The organism is Bartonella sp. OT172YNZD, from assembly GCF_042193725.1.
Classification (GTDB): domain Bacteria; phylum Pseudomonadota; class Alphaproteobacteria; order Rhizobiales; family Rhizobiaceae; genus Bartonella; species Bartonella grahamii_A.
The window spans coordinates 40,487-60,934 of sequence record NZ_JBHILZ010000004.1 but is presented as its reverse complement, the minus strand read 5'-3'; the positions used below and the strand labels follow the sequence as shown (position 1 = coordinate 60,934).

At 39.0% G+C, this 20,448-nt stretch carries 16 protein-coding genes and 1 other RNA gene; 7 read left to right on the top strand and 10 right to left on the bottom strand.

Annotation, left to right across the window (positions count from 1 at the left end; genetic code table 11):
- Positions 1-18: 18 nt before the first annotated feature.
- The 5 genes from ftsZ (at position 19) to ligA (ending at position 7,879) form a co-directional block, all read left to right on the top strand.
- Positions 19-1,791, top strand: coding sequence for a cell division protein FtsZ (gene ftsZ, locus ACFIJS_RS02600; protein WP_375649645.1), 1,773 nt, complete (start codon positions 19-21; stop codon positions 1,789-1,791).
- 214 nt (positions 1,792-2,005) lie between these two features.
- A complete protein-coding gene (gene lpxC, locus ACFIJS_RS02595; protein WP_375649643.1) occupies positions 2,006-2,890 on the top strand; it encodes a UDP-3-O-acyl-N-acetylglucosamine deacetylase in 885 nt (294 codons plus the stop codon).
- 157 nt (positions 2,891-3,047) lie between these two features.
- Complete coding sequence (locus ACFIJS_RS02590) at positions 3,048-3,941, top strand: outer membrane protein assembly factor BamD (protein WP_375649640.1); 894 nt, start codon at positions 3,048-3,050, stop codon at positions 3,939-3,941.
- Between the two features lie 6 nt (positions 3,942-3,947).
- Entirely contained in the window at positions 3,948-5,609 is a 1,662-nt protein-coding gene (gene recN, locus ACFIJS_RS02585; RefSeq protein ID WP_375649638.1) for a DNA repair protein RecN, read from the top strand.
- Positions 5,610-5,719: 110 nt separating this feature from the next.
- A complete protein-coding gene (ligA, locus tag ACFIJS_RS02580; RefSeq protein ID WP_375649636.1) occupies positions 5,720-7,879 on the top strand; it encodes an NAD-dependent DNA ligase LigA in 2,160 nt (719 codons plus the stop codon).
- Between the two features lie 560 nt (positions 7,880-8,439).
- Here the strand turns inward: ligA and ACFIJS_RS02575 are convergent.
- Genes ACFIJS_RS02575 through ACFIJS_RS02565 form a run of 3 tightly spaced genes read right to left on the bottom strand, consistent with a single transcriptional unit; the run spans position 8,440 to position 11,763 of the window.
- Positions 8,440-10,266, bottom strand: coding sequence for an aminopeptidase P family protein (locus tag ACFIJS_RS02575; RefSeq protein ID WP_375649632.1), 1,827 nt, complete (start codon positions 10,264-10,266; stop codon positions 8,440-8,442).
- A gap of 17 nt (positions 10,267-10,283) precedes the next feature.
- Positions 10,284-11,153: a 50S ribosomal protein L11 methyltransferase gene (locus ACFIJS_RS02570; protein ID WP_375622988.1), complete on the bottom strand. Its 870-nt coding sequence runs from the start codon at positions 11,151-11,153 to the stop codon at positions 10,284-10,286.
- A 28-nt stretch (positions 11,154-11,181) separates the two neighbouring features.
- Positions 11,182-11,763 (bottom strand): SCO family protein, encoded by a 582-nt coding sequence (locus ACFIJS_RS02565; RefSeq protein ID WP_375649630.1) that lies wholly within the window; start codon positions 11,761-11,763, stop codon positions 11,182-11,184.
- Positions 11,764-11,898: 135 nt separating this feature from the next.
- On the opposite strand from ACFIJS_RS02565, the gene ACFIJS_RS02560 reads away from it, so the two are divergent.
- Positions 11,899-12,528 (top strand): chloramphenicol acetyltransferase, encoded by a 630-nt coding sequence (locus ACFIJS_RS02560; protein WP_375649628.1) that lies wholly within the window; start codon positions 11,899-11,901, stop codon positions 12,526-12,528.
- Between the two features lie 56 nt (positions 12,529-12,584).
- On the opposite strand, the gene ACFIJS_RS02555 is transcribed toward ACFIJS_RS02560, so the two are convergent.
- From ACFIJS_RS02555 to ssrA, 5 genes are all read right to left on the bottom strand, one after another.
- Positions 12,585-14,924 (bottom strand): ATP-dependent helicase, encoded by a 2,340-nt coding sequence (locus ACFIJS_RS02555; RefSeq protein ID WP_375649626.1) that lies wholly within the window; start codon positions 14,922-14,924, stop codon positions 12,585-12,587.
- Between the two features lie 144 nt (positions 14,925-15,068).
- Positions 15,069-15,320 (bottom strand): ribbon-helix-helix domain-containing protein, encoded by a 252-nt coding sequence (locus ACFIJS_RS02550; protein ID WP_375649624.1) that lies wholly within the window; start codon positions 15,318-15,320, stop codon positions 15,069-15,071.
- Positions 15,321-15,330: 10 nt separating this feature from the next.
- Positions 15,331-15,513: a DUF4169 family protein gene (locus tag ACFIJS_RS02545; RefSeq protein ID WP_375649622.1), complete on the bottom strand. Its 183-nt coding sequence runs from the start codon at positions 15,511-15,513 to the stop codon at positions 15,331-15,333.
- Positions 15,514-15,521: 8 nt separating this feature from the next.
- Positions 15,522-16,067, bottom strand: coding sequence for an SspB family protein (locus ACFIJS_RS02540; RefSeq protein WP_375649619.1), 546 nt, complete (start codon positions 16,065-16,067; stop codon positions 15,522-15,524).
- A gap of 182 nt (positions 16,068-16,249) precedes the next feature.
- Positions 16,250-16,606: a transfer-messenger RNA gene (ssrA, locus tag ACFIJS_RS02535) on the bottom strand.
- A 96-nt stretch (positions 16,607-16,702) separates the two neighbouring features.
- On the opposite strand from ssrA, the gene ACFIJS_RS02530 reads away from it, so the two are divergent.
- Positions 16,703-17,008 carry a DUF2853 family protein gene (locus ACFIJS_RS02530; protein ID WP_375622976.1) on the top strand — a complete coding sequence of 102 codons (306 nt, stop codon included), beginning with the start codon at positions 16,703-16,705 and terminating at the stop codon, positions 17,006-17,008.
- 75 nt (positions 17,009-17,083) lie between these two features.
- Here ACFIJS_RS02530 and ACFIJS_RS02525 read toward each other — a convergent pair whose 3' ends face one another.
- A complete protein-coding gene (locus tag ACFIJS_RS02525) occupies positions 17,084-18,391 on the bottom strand; it encodes an MFS family transporter (protein WP_375649617.1) in 1,308 nt (435 codons plus the stop codon).
- Between the two features lie 475 nt (positions 18,392-18,866).
- The gene (locus tag ACFIJS_RS02520; protein ID WP_375649615.1) at positions 18,867-20,177 is read right to left on the bottom strand and encodes an MFS family transporter; all 1,311 of its coding nucleotides are present in this window, start codon (positions 20,175-20,177) and stop codon (positions 18,867-18,869) included.
- Positions 20,178-20,448 lie beyond the last annotated feature (271 nt).

Genomic DNA, 20,448 nt, shown 5'->3' with positions numbered 1-20,448 from the left:
TATGAGAAGGAAAAGAAAATGACGATTAATCTGCATCGGCCAGATATCGCGGAATTGAAGCCACGCATTACCGTTTTTGGTGTTGGAGGTGGTGGCGGGAATGCCGTGAATAATATGATAAATGCTGGTCTTCAGGGAGTTGACTTTGTTGTTGCAAATACGGATGCACAGGCTTTGGCTATGTCAAAGGCTGAACGTGTTATCCAACTGGGGGCAGCTGTGACAGAAGGTTTAGGTGCTGGTGCCTTACCGGAAGTTGGACAAGCGGCGGCAGAGGAATGTATTGATGAAATTATTGATCATCTTGCAGACTCTCATATGGTTTTCATTACTGCTGGTATGGGGGGAGGAACTGGAACAGGGGCTGCTCCCGTTGTTGCTCGCGCGGCGCGTGAGAAAGGTATTTTGACTGTTGGTGTTGTGACCAAGCCGTTTCAGTTTGAAGGCGCGCGTCGTATGAAAACGGCCGAGGCTGGTATTGAAGAATTACAAAAGTCAGTCGATACATTGATTGTTATTCCCAATCAAAATCTTTTCCGTATTGCAAATGATAAGACAACGTTTGCTGATGCTTTTGCTATGGCTGACCAAGTTCTTTATTCTGGTGTTGCTTCCATTACGGATTTGATGATTAAAGAGGGGTTAATTAACCTTGATTTTGCTGATGTTCGCTCTGTTATGCACGAAATGGGTCGAGCCATGATGGGAACGGGTGAGGCATCTGGTGATGGGCGTGCTTTGGCTGCGGCTGAAGCTGCTATCGCAAACCCGTTGTTGGATGATACCTCTATGCGTGGGGCGCGTGGTTTACTGATTTCTATTACGGGTGGTCGTGATATGACTCTCTTTGAGGTTGATGAAGCTGCTAATCGTATTCGTGAAGAAGTGGATGCTGATGCGAATGTGATCTTTGGTGCTATTGATGATGAGTCATTGGAAGGGGTTATTCGTGTTTCTGTGGTTGCCACCGGTATTGATCGTGAAGTTAGTGATGTGGTTCAGTCCTCTCATCCTCAGCTTCAAAGGCCTGCTGCTTCAATGCGCAAGAGTGATCCTGGGACGTCACACAGTTCTTTTCATGTTCAGTCATCGCCACTGCGTTCTGAGTCAATGGTAGAAGTGATCGAATCACTTGAAATAGAGAAGGGTAAATCAACTGGAGAACAGTTCCGTCCTAAAAGTCAAATTTTTGCACATCCTGCAGAAGCAATGACGACACGAAGTGCGACGAATGCTGTTGCGTATGGTTCAAATGCTATTCAGGAACAGAGATCAAATGTGCCTCGTATGCAAGTAAGCCGTGGTTCTCAACAGGCTATGACGGCTCCTGTGAGTATGGAGGCAACAGCGCATGTTCTTGATGAGATGACAGGGGCTGTGAAGCAAAAAGAAAAGCCAGTGCAACCAAAACAAATGCAACAAATGCAAGCGCGTGCTCCAATGCGTATGCCTGAGTTAAAGGATTTTCCTCCTGTTGCTTATGGACAAAGTCAAAGAACTTCTGTGACTGATCAAGGTCCTCGTAATCTATGGCAGCGTTTGAAACAGAGCTTGACACATCGTGAAGAAGCAGAGCCAGAAGCGAGGTTGGAGCCTGCTGTTAGATCGTCTCAGCAGCAAGAATCTCATGTTTACAATAAGAATTCTCAGGTGCTTTCTCAAGATGCTTCTGTTTATGTTCCACGTCGTTCTGGTGAGTTGCACCCTCAGGTACCACAAGATCAGCGTACTTTTGTAAGTGAAGAAGATCAGTTGGAAATACCAGCATTTTTACGTCGTCAGGCAAATTAATTGATGAAAAATGAGGTAAAGTAAGAAATTTTATTATTTCTTTAAGGATCAGTCAAGAATTATACAGTAAAATATATTGCTGTTTTTTGGATAAAATACTTTGTTTTTAAAAAACCGCTTATTATAAGCGGTTTTTTTTTATTATTTACTATAAATATTTTTTATAGTTTTATAAATTTTGTTAAAAGATGTAAAAGCAATTCAATAAAATGATATGATGAATTTGGTGCCAAAATATCAGGCTACTCTTAAAAAAGCAGTAACATTTAAGGGGATTGGCGTTCACAGTGGTTGTTTATCAGTGGTAAAGGTTTGTCCAGCGGATGTTGGGTGTGGTATTATTTTTAAGCGTTGTGGATTGGACGGAACAGAGAAAATATTTCAAGCTCATGCATCGCAAACAGGAGAAACTGAACTATCAACGGTACTTGGAGATGGAGATGTAAGGGTTGAAACAATTGAACATTTGATGGCAGCAATTGCTGCTTATAATTTGGATAATCTTGTTATTGAAGTATTACATAATGAGATTCCTATTTTGGATGGTTCAGCGTGGCTATATTGCCAAGCTTTTGAGGATGTTGGCATTGTACAGCAAAATGCGTTGCGTTCTTATTTCATTATAAAAAAGCCGTTGCGGGTTGAGGGAGCTCATGGTGTTGCAGAGCTTTTGCCATTCGATGGACGTCGTTTTGATATAACGATTTCTTTTCCGTCTTCTGCTATTGGTAGGCAACATTTCAGTTTTGATCTTACCACACGAGGGTTTAGAGATAATTTGTCACGTGCGCGCACTTTTGGTTTTATCAAAGACGTGGAAAAATTAAGGCTTTCTGGAAAGGCGAGAGGCGCTTCTTTAGAAAATTCTCTTGTTATCGACCTTAATGATAAAATTTTAAATCCCGGTGGTCCTTATTGGGAAAATGAATGTGTTCGGCACAAGATGCTTGATGCGATTGGTGATACTGCTTTGCTTGGGGCGCCTTTTATTGGATTATTTCGTTCTTATTGTAGTGGACATAGAATTAATGCGCAATTGGTGAAGGCTGTTTTGTCAGACGAATCATATTACGAAAAAAGCTTTTTAGAGAAAGAGTAAAAAAATTGACAAGATTTTTTTATCGTTTATTTGATTTTTAAGGGGATGATTGACCTAAACTGCTAAATTGGTTATGTGGATTTTAAAGTGATATGGTATAGAACCTTTGATAAATTGTTTTTGCTACAAGGTGATATTCTGTGGAGGCCGAAAAACTATGAAAAAATCTTATGTGTGCATTGGAAATATGACATATAGAAAATCTAACATTGTACGCAAGATATTGGGGGTGGTGCTTTTGGGAAGCACCTGTATGTTGGCGGGATGCCTCTTTAAAGAGAAAAATACCCTTGATCCATCTGCTTATGTTTTGAAAATAGAGCCACCAGATGTTCTATATAATCAGGCGCTTGCTAGCCTTGAGAGTGGGCGGCTTGGGGATGCATCGAAGAAGTTTTTAAAGATTGAAAAACAGTATGCTTATACAGACTGGGGGCGTAAATCTTTGGTCATGGGTGCTTTTACTAATTATCGACTCGGAAAGTATGATGATTCAATTAGTATGGCTCAACGCTATATTACTCTTTATCCAGGGGCGACTGACTCGGCTTATGCGTACTATATTATTGGTCTTTCTTCTTTCCGTAGGATTCCTGATGTTACACGTGATCAACGTGATACGAAACGTGCTATTGCTGCTATGCAGCTCCTTATAGAGCGTTATCCTAATTCTGAATATGTCAAGGATGCTAAGGATAAAATACGTTTTGGGCGCGAACAGCTGGCTGGTAAAGAAATGCAGATTGGCCGTTATTATGAAGAGGGGCGGCGCTACCTTGCAGCAAGTAGACGGTTTCGTACCGTGGTTGAAGAGTATTCCGATACAAATCAAATTGAAGAAGCACTTTTCCGCTTGACTGAGGTTAATCTTGCTCTCGGTTTAACGGCGGAAGCACAGACGGCAGCAGCTATTTTAGGGCGTAATTATCCCAAAAGTGAGTGGTATAAATTTTCTTATAATCTCTTGCAGAAGAATAAAATATCGCCACGCGAGCATAAATCTTCTTGGATCTCAAATGCTTTAGGTGGTGATAAGAAGAGGGTACGTTGATTCTCTATGCTAGTACAGCTTTCGATTCATAATATTGTTTTGATCGAAACGCTCGATATTCATTTTACGGCGGGGTTGACGGTTTTAACTGGAGAAACAGGTGCGGGGAAGTCTATTCTCCTTGATGCTTTATCGCTTGCTCTAGGGGGGCGAGGTGATGCTTCGCTTGTGCGTCATGGTGCTGACCGCGGACAGGTCACAGCTGTTTTTGATGTGTCTGTTTCACATCCTGCACGTCAACTTATTCGTGAGAATGGTCTTGATGATGAGGGTGATATTATTTTACGACGTGTGCAATCAAGTGATGGACGGAGCCGTGTTTTTATCAATGATCAGGTGTCTAGTGTTGCATTGATGCGGAGTGTTGGCCGTTTGCTGGTTGAAATCCATGGACAACATGATGATCGTGCGCTTGTTGATGTTGCTACACATCGCCAATTATTAGATGCCTTTGGTGGTCTTGAGGATGAAGTGGAAAATTTGCGTCAGTGTTATCACACATGGCGTGAATTTGAGGAGCGTTTGCAACGGCAGCGTCTTAAAGTAGAGAGCGCTGTACGTGAGGTTGATTATCTTCGTGCGTGTGTAGAAGAGCTTGAAAAGCTTGATTTTAAAGTTGGTGAAGAGGATGCTCTTTCTCTTCGTCGTGCCGATATGCTTAAATTAGAAAAAATAGCGACGGATATTAAAGAAGCGGATGATCTTTTAACGGGTCAAAAATCACCAATCCCAGTGCTTTCTAATTTGGTGAGGCGTTTGGAGCGGAAAATTCCTGAGGCACAAGAGCTTATTGCACCAGTGGTGAAATCTATTGATGAGGCATTGCATGCACTTGCAACAGCACAAGAAGGTATTGAGACGGCAATACGAGCATTAGATTTTGAACCCGATGAATTGGAACGGATAGAAGAGCGTCTTTTTTCTCTTCGGGGTTTTGCTCGTAAATATCAAGTTTCTGGGGATGAATTGGTTCAGTTACGCGATAAAATGGATGCTGAACTGGCTGATTTTGAAGAGGCTCAGATTATATTGACACGTTTTGAAGATGAGGCAAGACAAGCACAAAAAAATTATGATATGTTAGCACAAGCGTTGACAATAAAACGTCAAGAGGTTGCAAAACACTTGTCTGAAAGCGTGATGACTGAGTTACCGGCATTGAAATTAGAGAGGGCTGAATTTATTGTTGAAATGCAAAGTGATATGGAAAAGCGGAGTGCAGAGGGATGTGATCGTATTGAATATTGGGTGCGAACAAATCCTGGAACACGTGCTGGACCGATGCTTAGTGTGGCTTCTGGTGGTGAATTGTCTCGTTTTTTGTTGGCATTAAAAGTTGTTTTGTCTGATCGAGGATCAGCACCGACGCTGATCTTTGATGAAATTGATACAGGTATTGGGGGGGCTGTTGCAGCTGCTATTGGGCAACGGTTGCAACGCTTAGCAGAGCATGTTCAGGTTTTCGCTATTACGCATGCTCCACAGGTTGCATCGAAAGCGCGTGGTCATTTTCTTATTTCAAAAATTGAGAGTCATGATAAAGGACGCTTTGTTACTGCGATTCATAAAATGGAAGAGCATGAGCGTGCAGAAGAAATTGCTCGTATGTTGGCAGGAGAACAGATTACTGAAGAAGCACGTGCAGCGGCTCAAAAGCTTCTAGCATAAAGGTAATTAGTCAGCGATAAAAATACTGGAAAGCTTGTATTTGTTGAGATTCACTTTATGAGGAAGCGTGGAGATCCTTGTAGTAGTGCTCGTAATTTGGAATAGATTTTATGAACAAAGATGCAGATAAAAATCTCACAGCTATTGAAGCAGAAAGTGAATTAGAGTGGTTGGCAAAAGAGATTGCACGTCATGATGTGCTTTATAATCGCGATGATCAGCCTGAAATTTCTGATGCAGAATATGATGCTTTGCGCCGCCGTAATGCAGAAATTGAAGCTCTTTTTCCAGAGCTTATTCGTGTTGATTCTCCTTCACATAAAATTGGGGCACCAATTTCTGAAAAGTTTGAAAAATCTGTTCATACACAGCCAATGCTTTCACTTGATAATGCGTTTAGTTCTGAAGATGTTACTGAATTTGTTGAGCGTATTCGTCGTTTTTTACGGTTTCCAGAAACACAAGTGTTGGAAATAACAGCGGAGCCAAAAATTGATGGTTTATCTTTGTCTTTGCGCTATGAAAAGGGGCAGCTTGTGGGTGCGGCAACGCGTGGGGATGGCACTGTTGGTGAAAATGTGACGGCAAATGCCCGAACAATTGCTGATATTCCAAACGTTTTGCAAGGTGATTTTCCTGATATAATTGAGGTGCGTGGTGAAGTTTATATGGGGCGGGAGGATTTCCAAGCACTTAATATCAGCCAGCAAGAGAAGGGCAAGTTAACCTTTGCTAATCCTCGAAATGCGGCGGCTGGTTCACTCCGTCAGCTTGATTCACGGATAACCGCTAGCAGAAAACTTCAATTTTTTGCTTATGCTTGTGGTGAGGTGAGTGAAATATTGGCAGAAAGTCAAATGGAGATGATGAAAAAGCTAAAACAATATGGCTTTGTTATCAATCCATTAACAAAAGTCTTTAAGACAGTAAAAGAAATTTTTTCTTATTATCACGATATCGAAGAATGCCGTCATTCTTTAAGCTATGATATTGATGGTATTGTTTATAAGGTTAATGATTTGGTACTCCAAAAGCGCTTGGGGTTTGTTTCTCGTTCGCCGCGTTGGGCGATAGCCCATAAATTTCCAGCAGAAAAAGCGATAGCGCTTTTGGAAGATATTGACATTCAAGTTGGTCGCACGGGAGCTTTGACACCTGTTGCACGTCTTACGCCTATTACTGTTGGTGGAGTGGTGGTGACTAATGCTAGTTTGCATAATGAGGATTATATTAAGGGAATTGGTCATAAAGGAGAGCCCATTCGTGAAGGACGTGATATCCGTATAGGCGATAGCGTGATTGTACAACGTGCTGGTGATGTGATCCCTCAAGTTGTTGATGTTATTATTGAAAAACGCCCGAAAGATGCTGTTGTTTTTATTTTTCCTCATTTGTGTCCAGCTTGTGGGAGTCATGCTGTTCGTGAAGTGGGGGAAGCCGTGCGTCGCTGTACAGGGGGGCTTATTTGTCCTGCACAGGCGATTGAGCGTATTCGTCATTTTGTTGCGCGCAATGCTTTTGATATTGAGGGCTTGGGTAAAAAACAGGTAGAGTTTTTTTTCTATGCTCAAGATGAAGCGCTTTGTATTCATACACCAGCCGATATTTTTACTTTAGAACGTCGCCAAGAAAAATCTTTGATACGTTTAGAAAATATAGAAGGTTTTGGTACTGTTTCAGTTCGCAAATTGTATGATGCTATTAATGCACGCCGCGAAATTCCTTTAAGCCGTTTTTTGTTTGCATTGGGGATTCGTCATGTTGGAGAGGTGAATGCACGCCGCCTTGCGCGTGCTTATAAAAATTATACAGCTTTTGAAACTGCGGCTATGGGAGCACTTATGCCATGTGATAAGGAAAATGAAAAAGGTAATGAAGCTTGGATGGAGCTTATCAATATTGAAGGAATTGGACCACAGGTAGGGAGCGCAATTGTTGATTTTTATCAAGAAGCGCATAATCGTGAGGTTTTGTCTGTTTTACTTGAAGAAGTAACCCCTCTTAATGAGGAGCCTATCATGACAGCTTCTTCCCCAATAGCGGAGAAGATAATTGTTTTTACAGGAACTTTGGCGCATATGTCACGCGATGAAGCAAAAGCATTGGCAGAGCGATTAGGGGCCAAAACATCTGGTTCACTTTCTAAAAAAACAGATCTTCTTGTTGCAGGACCTGGAGCGGGCTCCAAATTGGCTAAAGCTGAAGAATTAGGTGTTGAGGTTATCGATGAAGAGGCTTGGCTACAGTTGATTGAGAAACATAATGTTTAGAGGGTGTTTTCTAGAAGATGCGTATGCTGTTTGTATGATTATCTCTCTTACATTTTTGGGGGGGTGGAATCAAAAAGGGGATAATAGGGGCTATTTTTTTGCAAAAATAGAGCGCCATATACTTTGATATTTATTAAGTTATTAAAAAAACGTTAAACTTAAACTATTATGATTAAGAATATACAAGGTTATTATTAGTAAAAGATATACGGTATCACTGTGAAGCAAGGTAAAAATTGTAAATAAATATGCAGATTATAATAAGAGTGTTAGAAATGCGATGCGGAGGATTACAACATATAATGAAAATTTCTATATAGCAGAATAAGGCTATAACTCATGTGGAGATGGTGGAGGATAGTTGAGAAGCATTATCTTTTACAAGTGTATCCCGTTCTGTTTCAGTTTGGGAAGAGCTTTTGTCGTATCGGCAAAAAAACTTGAAGTATTTTATAGAAGCATTTTTTGTGTTTGCTGATGATAAATACGCATTTCTCTCTTTAACAGAGAAGGGTGTGGTGTTTTGTAAGAAGCGTTGGAAGATATTTGTGTTTCTTCATTTAAAGAGGCATTGTTGCCTCTTTTGACCATTTTTTATCTTCTTCATTTAAGTAAGGTGCATTCATCTGATAAACGCGCGCATGGTAGTCATTGAGCCATTGCCGTTCTTCTTGTGTCAAAAGATTTGGGAGAATGAGTTTTCGATCAATAGGGCAAAGTGTAAGCGTTTCAAACGAAAGCATTTCTATATCACCACCATCAATTTTTTGTGCTGGCTTTACGATTATCAAATTTTCAAGACGGATACCAAAAGCACCTTCGCGATAATATCCTGGTTCGTTTGAAAGAATCATACCGGAGATGAGTTCTTGGCATCCTTTGCGGGAAATATTTTGTGGTCCTTCATGAACAGAAAGATAAGATCCAACACCATGACCGGTGCCATGAGCATAATCAAAACCAGCTTTCCACAATGCAATGCGCGCTAGAATATCAATGTCTTGTCCACGGGTTCCTTTTGGAAAGCGAGCAGTTGAAAGGGCAATCATACCTTTGAGGACAAGCGTGAAACAGCGTTTTTCTTCTTCTCCAATATTCCCAATTGCTACTGTACGTGTGACATCTGTCGTTCCATCACGATATTGGCCACCTGAATCAACAAGGTAAAGTTCACCAGCATTGAGTTGTTTATTTGTTTGTGTCGTTACACGATAATGAATAATGGCGCCATTTTCTCCTGCTGCTGAAATTGTATCAAAAGAAAGATCTTTGAGTTTCTCTCCCATTTCCTTTGCTGTGTTTATGCGAAATTCTTCTAATTTTTGAGCAGCAGAAATTTCATTTATTGTACCTGGTATTTGTTTATCTAACCAAGAAAAAAAACGGGTTAGGGCAACACCATCGCGGAGATGCGCTTTACGTGCGCCATTGAGTTCTGTGTCATTTTTAATAGCACGTGGTAGAGCGGCAGGATCGGTAAGTGTGATGAAAGAGCTATTTTTTTCTTCAATAACAGTTCGTAATTTTTCGCATGTTAGCTGTGGATCTAAGGCAAACACTGTTCTTTTTTGAACATACTCTTTGATCTTTGGAATAAGCTGTTCTGGTTCATATAATTTTGCATAACGTTCCAGATATTGTTTCTGTTCTACATCAATTTTTTTGCTGTTAATGAATAAGGCTGGTATTTCGTTAAGTGGAATGAGAGAAAAACACAAGATAAAAGGTGTATTGGAAACATCACTGCCCCGTATATTGAATATCCATGCAATAGAGGAGGGATCTGTAAAAATAAAAGCATTTGCATGAGTTTTCTGTATATCTTTGTAAATCAAAGCGAGTTTTTCATCTGTATCGCACCCAGCATATTTGAGAGGGTGAATTGATAAGGCAGATTGTGGAAATGGTGGCTGATCATGCCAGAGCAGATCAATGGGATTATGTTGAACTGCTACAAGTTTTCCACCGGCTTTTATCTCTAAAGATTTTTTCAATGTTGCTGTAGCGGCAATCGTGTGGAGCCATGGATCAAAGCCAATAGAAAGTTTTTGGCCATTTTTTTCAAACCATTGTGAGGGAGGGCAAGCTATGAGATCTTCATAATCAAAAATATCAGGATCAGTTTGTTGGCGAACTTGGAGCTTATATCGCCCGTCTGTAAATATGATGGCTTTGTTTTTTAAAATCAGTGCAATCCCAGCTGATCCAGTAAAGCCGGTTAGCCAGCTAAGGCGTTGAGCATGAGGAGGGACATACTCTCCTTGGTGTTCATCTGTACGTGGAACAAGAAAACCATCGAGTCCAAGACGGTCTAGTTCTTTACGAAGAGAGGTAATGCGTTCTGAAGCATAAGCAGGATTTGTTGTCGCCTCAAAAGATTGATACATAACGACGTCCTTTTCTTTTATTTTAGATGTATCGTAACCCATCCTTGCCGGTGGTATGTTTCGATATGCTTGAGCCCTTGTTTTATATAAGTCTCCAAAACATGGGCATGTTGTTCTTCAAGAATTCCAGAGAGTATAAGTGATCCTCCTTTTTGAAGTGCTTTTACCACTTCTTGCGCAAGTTTAATAAGCGGATTAGCAAGGATATTGGCAACGATGAGATCAAAAGGGGCTCGTGATGCAATTGCATCATGGGCAAAACCTGTTGCTGTAATAGCTGTAACATATTCCTTGACACCATTGAATTCGATATTGTGTTGTGCAACTTGAACAGCAATTGGGTCAATATCGGATGCAAGCACAGTAATTGGTTTGAGCATTGCGATGCCAATGGCTAGTACACCGCTCCCAGTACCAAGATCAAGGGCATTTTTTGGATTTTCGTGTTTCATGACTTTGGCAATCATTTCTAAACAACCGGCTGTTGTTCCATGATGTCCGGTGCCAAAAGCTTGATTAGCTTCAATTTCAATAGGGAGAACATTTGCTGGAATGGCGTTTCGGTTGTGACTTCCATGAAGAAAAAAAGGTCCAGCATGCACAGGTTTTAGTCCTTCAAGGCTTTTTTGTACCCAATCAATGTTGGGTAAAACTTCCATATTAATTTTATCAAAATCTATAGAAAGGATTTGGGCAAAACGTTTTGAAATATGCTCGTAGTTTTCTTGGTCTACATAGAGTGAAAGTTCATATACAGCATTTTGTTCATCTATCTCTGTAAGAGCAAGAGGATAACCTTCTTCATCAAAGGCTGTTTCTATAAGGGTGTAGAACCGTTCTGCTTGATTTTTAGAAGCAGTATAATAGAGACGAATTTGTTGCGACATGCTGTTCTTTCTTTATGATCGGCTTTTTTTAGTTTAAGATGAGTTTTTTTAACCGTTCAATGGCGATTTCATCTTTTAATTCGCTATCGCTTTCTTTCGTGTCATAACGGATAACGCCAGCTAATTTTCCACCTTTTTTGAGTAAAAAAATTGCTGCTGTATGGTCATATGTATAGTTTCCATCTGTTCCAGGGACTTTTTCAGCAACGATGTTAAAGGAATTGACCATTTTATGAACTTTATCAGGATCTCCACTGATACCAATGATTTTATTGTTAAAATTACTGAGATATTCATGGAGTACTTCTGGTGTATCACGTTCGGGGTCAACAGTAACAAACCATATGCCTAATTTATCGGCATTGGGTCCAAGGGCAGTAAGCCATCGATCAAGATTCATCAATGTTCTAGGGCAGATTTCAGGACACATAGTGAAACCAAAAAAAATTATTGAAGGCTTGCTTCGGATATCAGCTTCAGTAATAATTTTTCCATTGGAATCAGTGAGTGTAAAATTATCACCTAAAGGCTTATTTTTTAACGCATCATAAATAAAAATGCCTGTAAGAAATATGACTGTCAGCCCCAAGATGCGTATTACATTTTTCATAATTTGATTCTCTTAGATAAATCAAGAAATTGTAACATCGGCAGTTTTTTTTGCAATCTCTGTTTCATGGTTGATTTTATTGGCTTGATTGGTATGTCTTTCTATATCTATTGATGAAACATTGGTGAAAGATGCATGAACATTGAGAACGATCTTCGATTTCATGAAAGTGAGCCTCATATTCATACGACAGCACGGCTGCATGGTTGTAAATTAGGGCGCTATGTGGAAATTAATGAGCGGGTGATTTTACGGGATGTAACCGTTGGAGATTTTTCTTATTTAGAACGTAATAGTGAGGCTATTTATAGCGATATTGGGCGTTTTTGTTCTATTGCATCTCATGTACGGATGAATGCGTTGGAGCATCCTATGGAGCGCGTTTCAACGCATAAAATAACCTATCGTCCTAATGAATATTTTCGTTATATGGCATTAGATAGTGGTTTTCGCGAAAGGCGCTGTGCAAAACGTGTTATCATTGGGCATGATGTATGGATTGGATATGGTGCGGTTATTTTGCCTGGAGTGACAATTGGACATGGTGCAATTATTGGTGCGAGCGCTGTTGTAACGAAAGATGTTATGCCTTATGCGGTTGTCGCTGGTGTTCCTGCAAAGCGCTTGCGGATGCGTTTTTCCGATTATGTGATAGAGTGCCTTTTGGAGATGGCTTGGTGGAATTGGCCGCTTGATAAAATTTATAACGCATTGCCTGATATGCAAAACTTATCCATCGAAGTCTTTGTTCGCAAATGGAAATGATAATCAGAATAAAACAAAATGGTCTCTTGAAAAAACTGATTGTGGTTTGCTTTTAGTTAAGCTTTGTTTACAAAATTATCCAGCACACGCTTTTCTCCGGCTTTTTCAAACATTATTGTCAATTTATGATCGTCTATTTCTGTAATATGACCATAACCAAATTTTATGTGAAAAATCCGATCATGGATAGAAAAATCTGATGATGTATGAGAGATTGATTGAGCGATAATTTTCCCTTCAATAGTCTTGTTTTTTTGTGCACGCTTTTGTCTTGCTATTGCATAGTCAGTATAACAGGAATCGTGATTTTGAAAGGAAGATTTTCCATAACCACCATAAGATGTTTCCATTGCTATGGCTTCTATATGTTCTGCTGGTAATTCATCTAGAAAGCGGGAGGGAAGAGCAGATTGCCAAAGTCCATGAATTCTACGGTTAGATACAAACCATATATGCAGATGTTTTTTTGCTCTTGTGAGTCCAACATAAGCTAGTCTGCGCTCTTCTTCTAAACCTGAACGTCCACCTTCATCTAATGAGCGCTGGTGGGGAAAGAGTCCTTCTTCCCAACCTGGAAGAAAAACTGTTTCAAATTCAAGCCCTTTGGCGGAATGAAGAGTCATGATGTTGACTGCATCGGTATTTTCATTGTTTTCAGCATCCATAACGAGTGCAACATGTTCCAAAAAACTTTGAAGATTTTCAAATTGTTCCATGGAACGGATCATTTCTTTAAGATTTTCTAGTCGTGTAGGAGCCTCTGGTGAGCGATCTTCTAACCACATGGTTGTATAACCAGAATCATCAAGGATGATCTCGGCAAGTTCTCTATGAGGAGTGTCTTGAAGCATATTTTGCCAGCGGCGGAAGTTTTCAATAAGGCTTCGTAATGCACTGCGTGCCTTAGGCTTTAACTCATCTGTTTCAATGATGTCAGCGGCTGCAGAAAAGAGAGGAACAGCACGTGCTCGTGCACTCTCATAAAGAATACGTAGGGTTGTATCGCCTATGCCACGTTTCGGTGTATTAATAACACGCTCAAAAGCTAAATCATCAGCAGGTTGGACAACAACACGTAAATAAGCCATGGCATCACGTATTTCCATTCGCTCATAAAAACGAGGACCACCAATGACGCGATAGTTAAGACCAAGTGTTACAAAGCGATCTTCAAATTCACGCATCTGGAATGATGCGCGCACTAATATAGCTATATGATTTAATGAATGACCAGCTTTTTGCGCTTGTTCAATTTCTTCTCCGATGGCACGGGCCTCTTCTTGCGAATCCCATGCTGAATGAATTTTTACTTTTTCTTCCTCACTCTTTATTTGTGCAGAAAAAAGGACTTTTCCTAGTCTTTCTTCATTATGAGCAATGAGATGGGAGGCGGTTTTAAGAATATGGGATGTTGAGCGATAATTGCGTTCTAGACGAATAATTTTGGCAGAAGGAAAATCTTTTTCAAAACGTAATATGTTCTCGACTTTTGCGCCACGCCATCCATAAATGGATTGATCATCATCGCCAACACAACAAAGATTAACATGTTGACCTTGAGGATGTTGTGCCAAAAGGCGAAGCCAGAGATATTGTGCTGTATTTGTATCTTGATATTCATCGACAAGAATATAGCGAAATTGAGAATGATACTCGCGAAGAATATCTGGATTATGTTGGAAGATGGAGATAGAATGAAGCAGAAGATCGCCAAAATCACAAGCATTAAGATCTTTTAATCGATTTTGATAACTGTGATAAAGTTCGCGTCCCATGCCGTTGCCAAAGGAATGAGCATCACTCTTTGAGATATGTTCTGGTGAAAGTCCTTGATTTTTCCAAGAATCAATCATCATGACAAGGTTTCGTGCGGGCCAACGCTTATCATCTAATCCTTCAGCTTGAATAAGCTGTTTTAAAAGTCGAAGAACATCATCGTGATCGAGAATAGTAAAGTTTCTCTTTAAATCAACAAGCTCTGCGTGACGGCGTAAAATTTTAGCACCAGTGGAATGAAAAGTTCCAAGCCAAGGCATACCTTCAACAACTCCTCCAATAAGTTCACCAATACGTATTTTCATTTCACGTGCTGCTTTGTTGGTGAAAGTGACAGCAAGTATTTGCTGAGGAGAGGCAAGCCCAGAGCGTAAAATATGAGAAATACGGGTTGTTAAAACGCGCGTTTTTCCTGTACCAGCACCTGCAAGAACTAAAAGAGGACCCTCAGTATTCATAACAGCTTGTTGCTGTTCTGGATTGAGCTGTTCTAAATAGTCTGTGTTATATGATTTTTGTTCTTTTAGAGTATGGAAGAAAAAACCAGAGCTCTTCTTATCATGGTCTGGAGGGGAATCTTCTTCAAAGAAAGGTATGTTGTGATCAGAAAAATTACTCATTATATCTCTTTTTTAGTCTTTTTTTCATTGAAGTTCTAGATTAAAAAAACTTCTCTTAAAAAAGTTACAACAGCTTCAGTTGAATAAACAGAAAAGCTTCAGTTGAATAAACAGAAAGAGAGCGTAAAAAAATAAGCACAAATATTAAAGGCGTTGGGTGAGAACGCTTTGAAGGGCATAAACGCGTAACGAAGCCGAAAGATTTATGTGTTGTGGTCTTTTGCTATCAATATCAGTGATAATAAAGGCTAAAGATTGTCCTTTTTTGCGGGCGATATCTTTTAGAATATCTAAAAATGGTGGTTCTAAAGAGACGCTTGTTGCGTGTCCATCAACGCGAACAGATATCTTTCGTGGAATGACTTTTGACCAATCGATAGAATTATTTTCGTGCATTTTTCCACCTTTATTCGTCGTTTCGTAAATGATTTTGATCAAGAAATTTTTGTGTTTTTAAAGATTTTTGTTGCTCAAAATTTTTTTCAGTTTTTGTTCGTCCAAAACGATAACGATTTTGCTCAGCACGAAGAGATTTTTCTGTACGTTTTTTTTGTTTTCGAAATTGGCGAAGATTAATCAATTCAGTCATGAGAAAAATTATTTTTTCCGAAAAGAATCTAAAGAGACAACATCAGCACTTTGTTTTGTATCATTATTTGAAGATCCTTTATCTGTACTGAAATTCTGTTCTTTTGTAAGTGTGTTTTCTTTTTTTTGTTTGTTTGATAGGGTAATGGGCGTAGTTGAGGTATTTTCTGAACTTTCACTTTCTCCAGAGGTAAGATTTGAGGGCAGATCAAATGCTGCTTCAAATGCTGCTACAGGATCATAAAAGACTTGAATGGAAGTAAAAGGAATTACGAGCTTTTCGGTTATTTCCCTGAAGGAGAGGGTTACTTCGAAAGCTGTTTCTGAAACACTGAGATCTCTAAACTGATGTTGTAAGACGATTGTCATTTGTTCAGGATAGCGATTTTTTAGCCGAGGAGAAATTTTAATACCTGGAGCATTTGTCAAAAAAGTTATAAAAAAATGATGATTTCCCGGAAGACCTGCTTTGGCAACTTCCGATAAAACTTTACGGATAACTCCACGAAGCGCATCCTGAACGAGAATATCGTAACGGATTTGATCTTTAACCATCGAAGTTTATTCCTTTTATTTCACGTAGCAGAATGAGGCGTATTAATAATGTCTGATAGAATATATTTTAAAATTAGCAGTATTTTGTCTACGATGCACCTCAATAAATCGAATAAATACGAAACTCTATGGTAAATAATGTCTGATAATGCCTGAAAGATCAATCAATAACATTTAAACAAAGTGAAGGCTTCTGTTGCCAGGTGCCTCCGAACCCCGCTTAAACCTGCGACGGTTTAAGACTTAGTTTGAAACATTCACACTGCATCAAGCAGCGAGACGTGCTTCCGCATAGTTGTCATTTGCAACTACTCATTTAGTCCGATAACGGTGGTACTATGCCGAGTAAAAGAGCAATCTTTACGCCCTTGTCGATCCTATTTCGCCCCCACCAAAGTATAATTTTCGCTTATTATATTTTGGTGGAGGCGCCGGGTACCGCCCCCGGGTCCAATGAGTTTATTTCATTGTCCATTTATTACCATAGCTGGCAAGCCAGCTCTTTAAATATAGATGAAGAACGGTCTTTAGAAAAGGGGGGGTTGTTAATATTTTAAATCCTCTAATTATTTATGAAGCTATATAATGCGGTTGTAAAATACAGTCGCTAATTCTTGGAGAGGAGATGGAGCAAAATGACCAATGATCTAGCAGATATTAAATTATATGATAAAAGTCCCGATGAGGCTGCAATAGAAAGGCTTCGTCATCGCTTAGCTTTAGTGATGAAAAAACAGGATGCATCACTTGTTGCTACATCGGATCCAAAAGAGCTAGAACGCGTTGAAAAATGGGTTCAAGATGTATTAGGTGCTGATGAGCAGAGGGCTAAAATGGCTGTGTCAAAAGTTGCAGAAATGATGTCTGGAGATCACAGAAAAAGTCGTATGACTTTCTATTATTTGGTAGCCAAACAATTAAACGCACTTGATAAAATTTAAACAATTTTAAAATTCAATTTTTGCTCAATAAAAAAAAGCCCAAAATTCTTTGGGCTTTTTTTTAGTATCGAGGGCTTAATTTTTTTCGTCTTCTTGAAGATATCCTCCTTTTTTCATATCCGGTATAAAGAGGGTAGCAATGAATGCAATGATCATTATGCTGATTACATAAAAATAAAAGAGTGATTCATGTCCCATATTTTTTAATCCAAGTGCTACGTATTCGGCAGAACCACCAAATAATGCATTGCCAATAGCATGAGAGAGACCAACTCCCAGTGCTCGTACTGAAGAGGGAAACATTGCTGATTTTACGACACCAGAGATGGATGTGTACATGCTCATAATACAGAGTATTCCAATAATGGCTGATAGCGCAATCCATGGATTATGTGCGTGACCGATTATGAGAAGTCCAGGAATTGTAAAGAGAGTAGAGAGTGTACTCCAAAGGATCAGTAAATTTCTAGTCCCAATTTTATCAGCTATGATACCAAATATGGGTTGGAGTAATATGAAAATAAAGAGTGCTGCGGTCATTACAGTTGTAGCGGTATGTTTATCAAAACCGGTAGTTGTGATCAGATATTTTTGCATATAAGTCGTACAGGTGTAAAATGTGAGAGATCCCCCAGATGCAAAGAGAACAATTACAAAAAATGCTTTTGTGTGTTTACTTAGAAGCTCTTTAAGACTCCCAGTGTGTTTTTGAGAGCGGCTTTCTTTAGTGGTTGTTTCATGAAGTGAACGACGTAGATAAAGTACAACGAATACTCCCAATCCACCAATGGCAAATGGAATACGCCAGCCCCATGTTCTTAATTGGTCTTCCGTTAGATAAAGTGCCAAAATAAATATAATAAAACTAGCTAAAAGTTGACCAGTAATAAGCGTACCAGATTGGAAAGAAGCGAAGAGTCCGCGGTGTTTTTTAAGGGAAATTTCGCTTATATAAGTTGCAGCTGTACCATATTCACCACCTGCTGAAAGTCCCTGCATCATACGGATTAGGAGAAGAAGAATTGCTGCAGTTCTCCCTAAAGTTTCATAAGTGGGAAGTATGGCAATGAGAAAAGAGCCCCCACACATCATAAGAATAGATATGAGCATTGAGCGTTTGCGTCCATAACGATCAGCAATAAAGCCAAAGATCCAACTTCCAATTGGGCGCATAAGAAAACCAATAAAGAAGATTCCTGCAGTTTGTAAAAATTGGGTAACAACATCGCCATCTGAAGGAAAAAATTGTGGTGCAAAGTAAATAGACGCAAATGAGTAAACGTAAAAATCATACCACTCTACTAGATTCCCTGATGCGCTAGATATGATAGCAAAGATACGTTTTCTTGTGTCATGTTGTATTAAAGTTGTTTGATTATTCATGAAGTGCTCCCCTTTTAGATTTATAGTTTATATTTTCTAAATATTATTGTTTATGATTTTCAGAAAAATTCAATTGTATAATGATTATTTTTATGAAAACTATTAAAATACTTTCGCAAATTTAAATTAAATCAATAGATTTATACAATTTTTAGTAAATTAAATAGGTTATAAGAGAGGGTATTTATTCTTTTGTTAAATAATTTTTATTCATAGCATTAACTCTGTTCCTGAGTTGCAAGAGGTATATGAGGATGTGATATAAAAAGGGTAAAATGAAAAAATCTTATGGTATTTGGGTTTCTCAATTAAGATACAAAATGATAAACAATCATTACAAATCAATACATTATGGAAGTAATATCTGTAGATCATAGAAAGTCTTCGATGACTGTCCATTATTGAGAGTAAGATAATGAAATGGGTTTCATAAATAAAAATTAAGTTTTTGTGTAAATAATTATAAAAAATAAGTTTAATGAAGTTTATTATCTTTATCGAGATATCCTCCTTTGTCTATATCGGGCATAAGGAGAATAGAGATGAATGCAATGACCATCATACCAACTATGTAAAAAAAGAAAACAGATTCGTATCCCATATTTTTTAATCCAAGCGCTACATATTCAGCAGAACCGCCAAATAGTGCATTACCAATGGCAAAAGCAAATCCAACACCAATTGCGCGGATTGAGGCTGGGAACAATTCTGCTTTTATGATACCAGCAATGGACGTATAAAAACTCATAACATAGAGTATTCCAATAATGATTAAGAGTGCTGTCCATGCATTCTGGGCATTCCCAATCATTTTAAGTACAGGAATGGTGCAGATAATGGATAAGGTACTCCAACTAATGAGTGAAGCTCTTGCTCCAATTTTATCGGCTATGGAACCTAAAAGGGGTTGGAGTAGCACAAAAATAAAGAGGGCGGCAGTCATTATCGTTGTTGCGGTTTGTTTATCAAAGCCTGTGGTTGTGATCAGATATTTTTGCATATAAGTGGTGTATGTATAAAATGTGAGTGATCCACCAGCTGTAAAGCCAACAACCAAAAAGAAAGCTTTTTTATGATTGCGAAAAAGTTCTCTAAGACTACCCGCATGTTGTTCAGAACGGCTTTTGTGGGTTGTTGTTTCATGGAGCAAACTACGCAGATAAATTGCAACAATTGCTCCAAAGCCACCAATGACAAAAGGAATACGCCATCCCCACGCTTTTAACTGATCTTCAGTAAGGTAAAGGGATAAAATAAATATTATAAAACTTGCGAAAAGTTGACCTGTGATCGTTGTTGCATATTGAAAAGAGGCAAAGAACCCACGGTGATTTTTGGGTGCAACTTCGCTCATGTAAGTTGCTGCTGTACCATATTCACCGCCAACGGAAAGTCCTTGAAACATGCGGACTAAAAGAAGGAGAAATGCTGCTGTTATTCCCAAGGTTTTATAAGTGGGAAGTATGGCAATGAGAAAAGAGCCACCACACATCATAAAAACAGAAATAAGCATTGAGCGTTTACGTCCATAACGATCCGCAATGAATCCAAAGAGCCATGCTCCAATTGGACGCATAAGAAAGCCAATAAAAAAGATTCCTGCAGTTTTTAACAGTTGTGTAATGATATCTTCATCTTCAGGAAAAAATTGTGATGCAAAATAAACCGATGCAAAGGAGTAAGCGTAAAAGTCGTACCATTCTACCAGATTTCCTGATGCACTGGATATGATAGCAAAAATACGTTTCCTTGTATCATGTGGATCTAAAGTTGTTTGATTGTTCATGAAGTATTCCCCTTTTAGATCTATAACTTTTCTTCTCTTTAAAGCTATTTACATGTGCATTATAAAATAAAAACGCCATTGTACCACGATAATTTTTTAGGGGAACATTGTTGTAAAGATTTTTTCTAGAGCTATTAATGCTGTTTTGGGCTCATGGTGTTGTTATATTGCGTAAATCCTACGCTTTTGACTATCCTTAAGGAAATATTGTTTTTTGTTTGATGGTGAATTACTTGCATATACAGAGTGTGTATGAAGATATGATACTCTT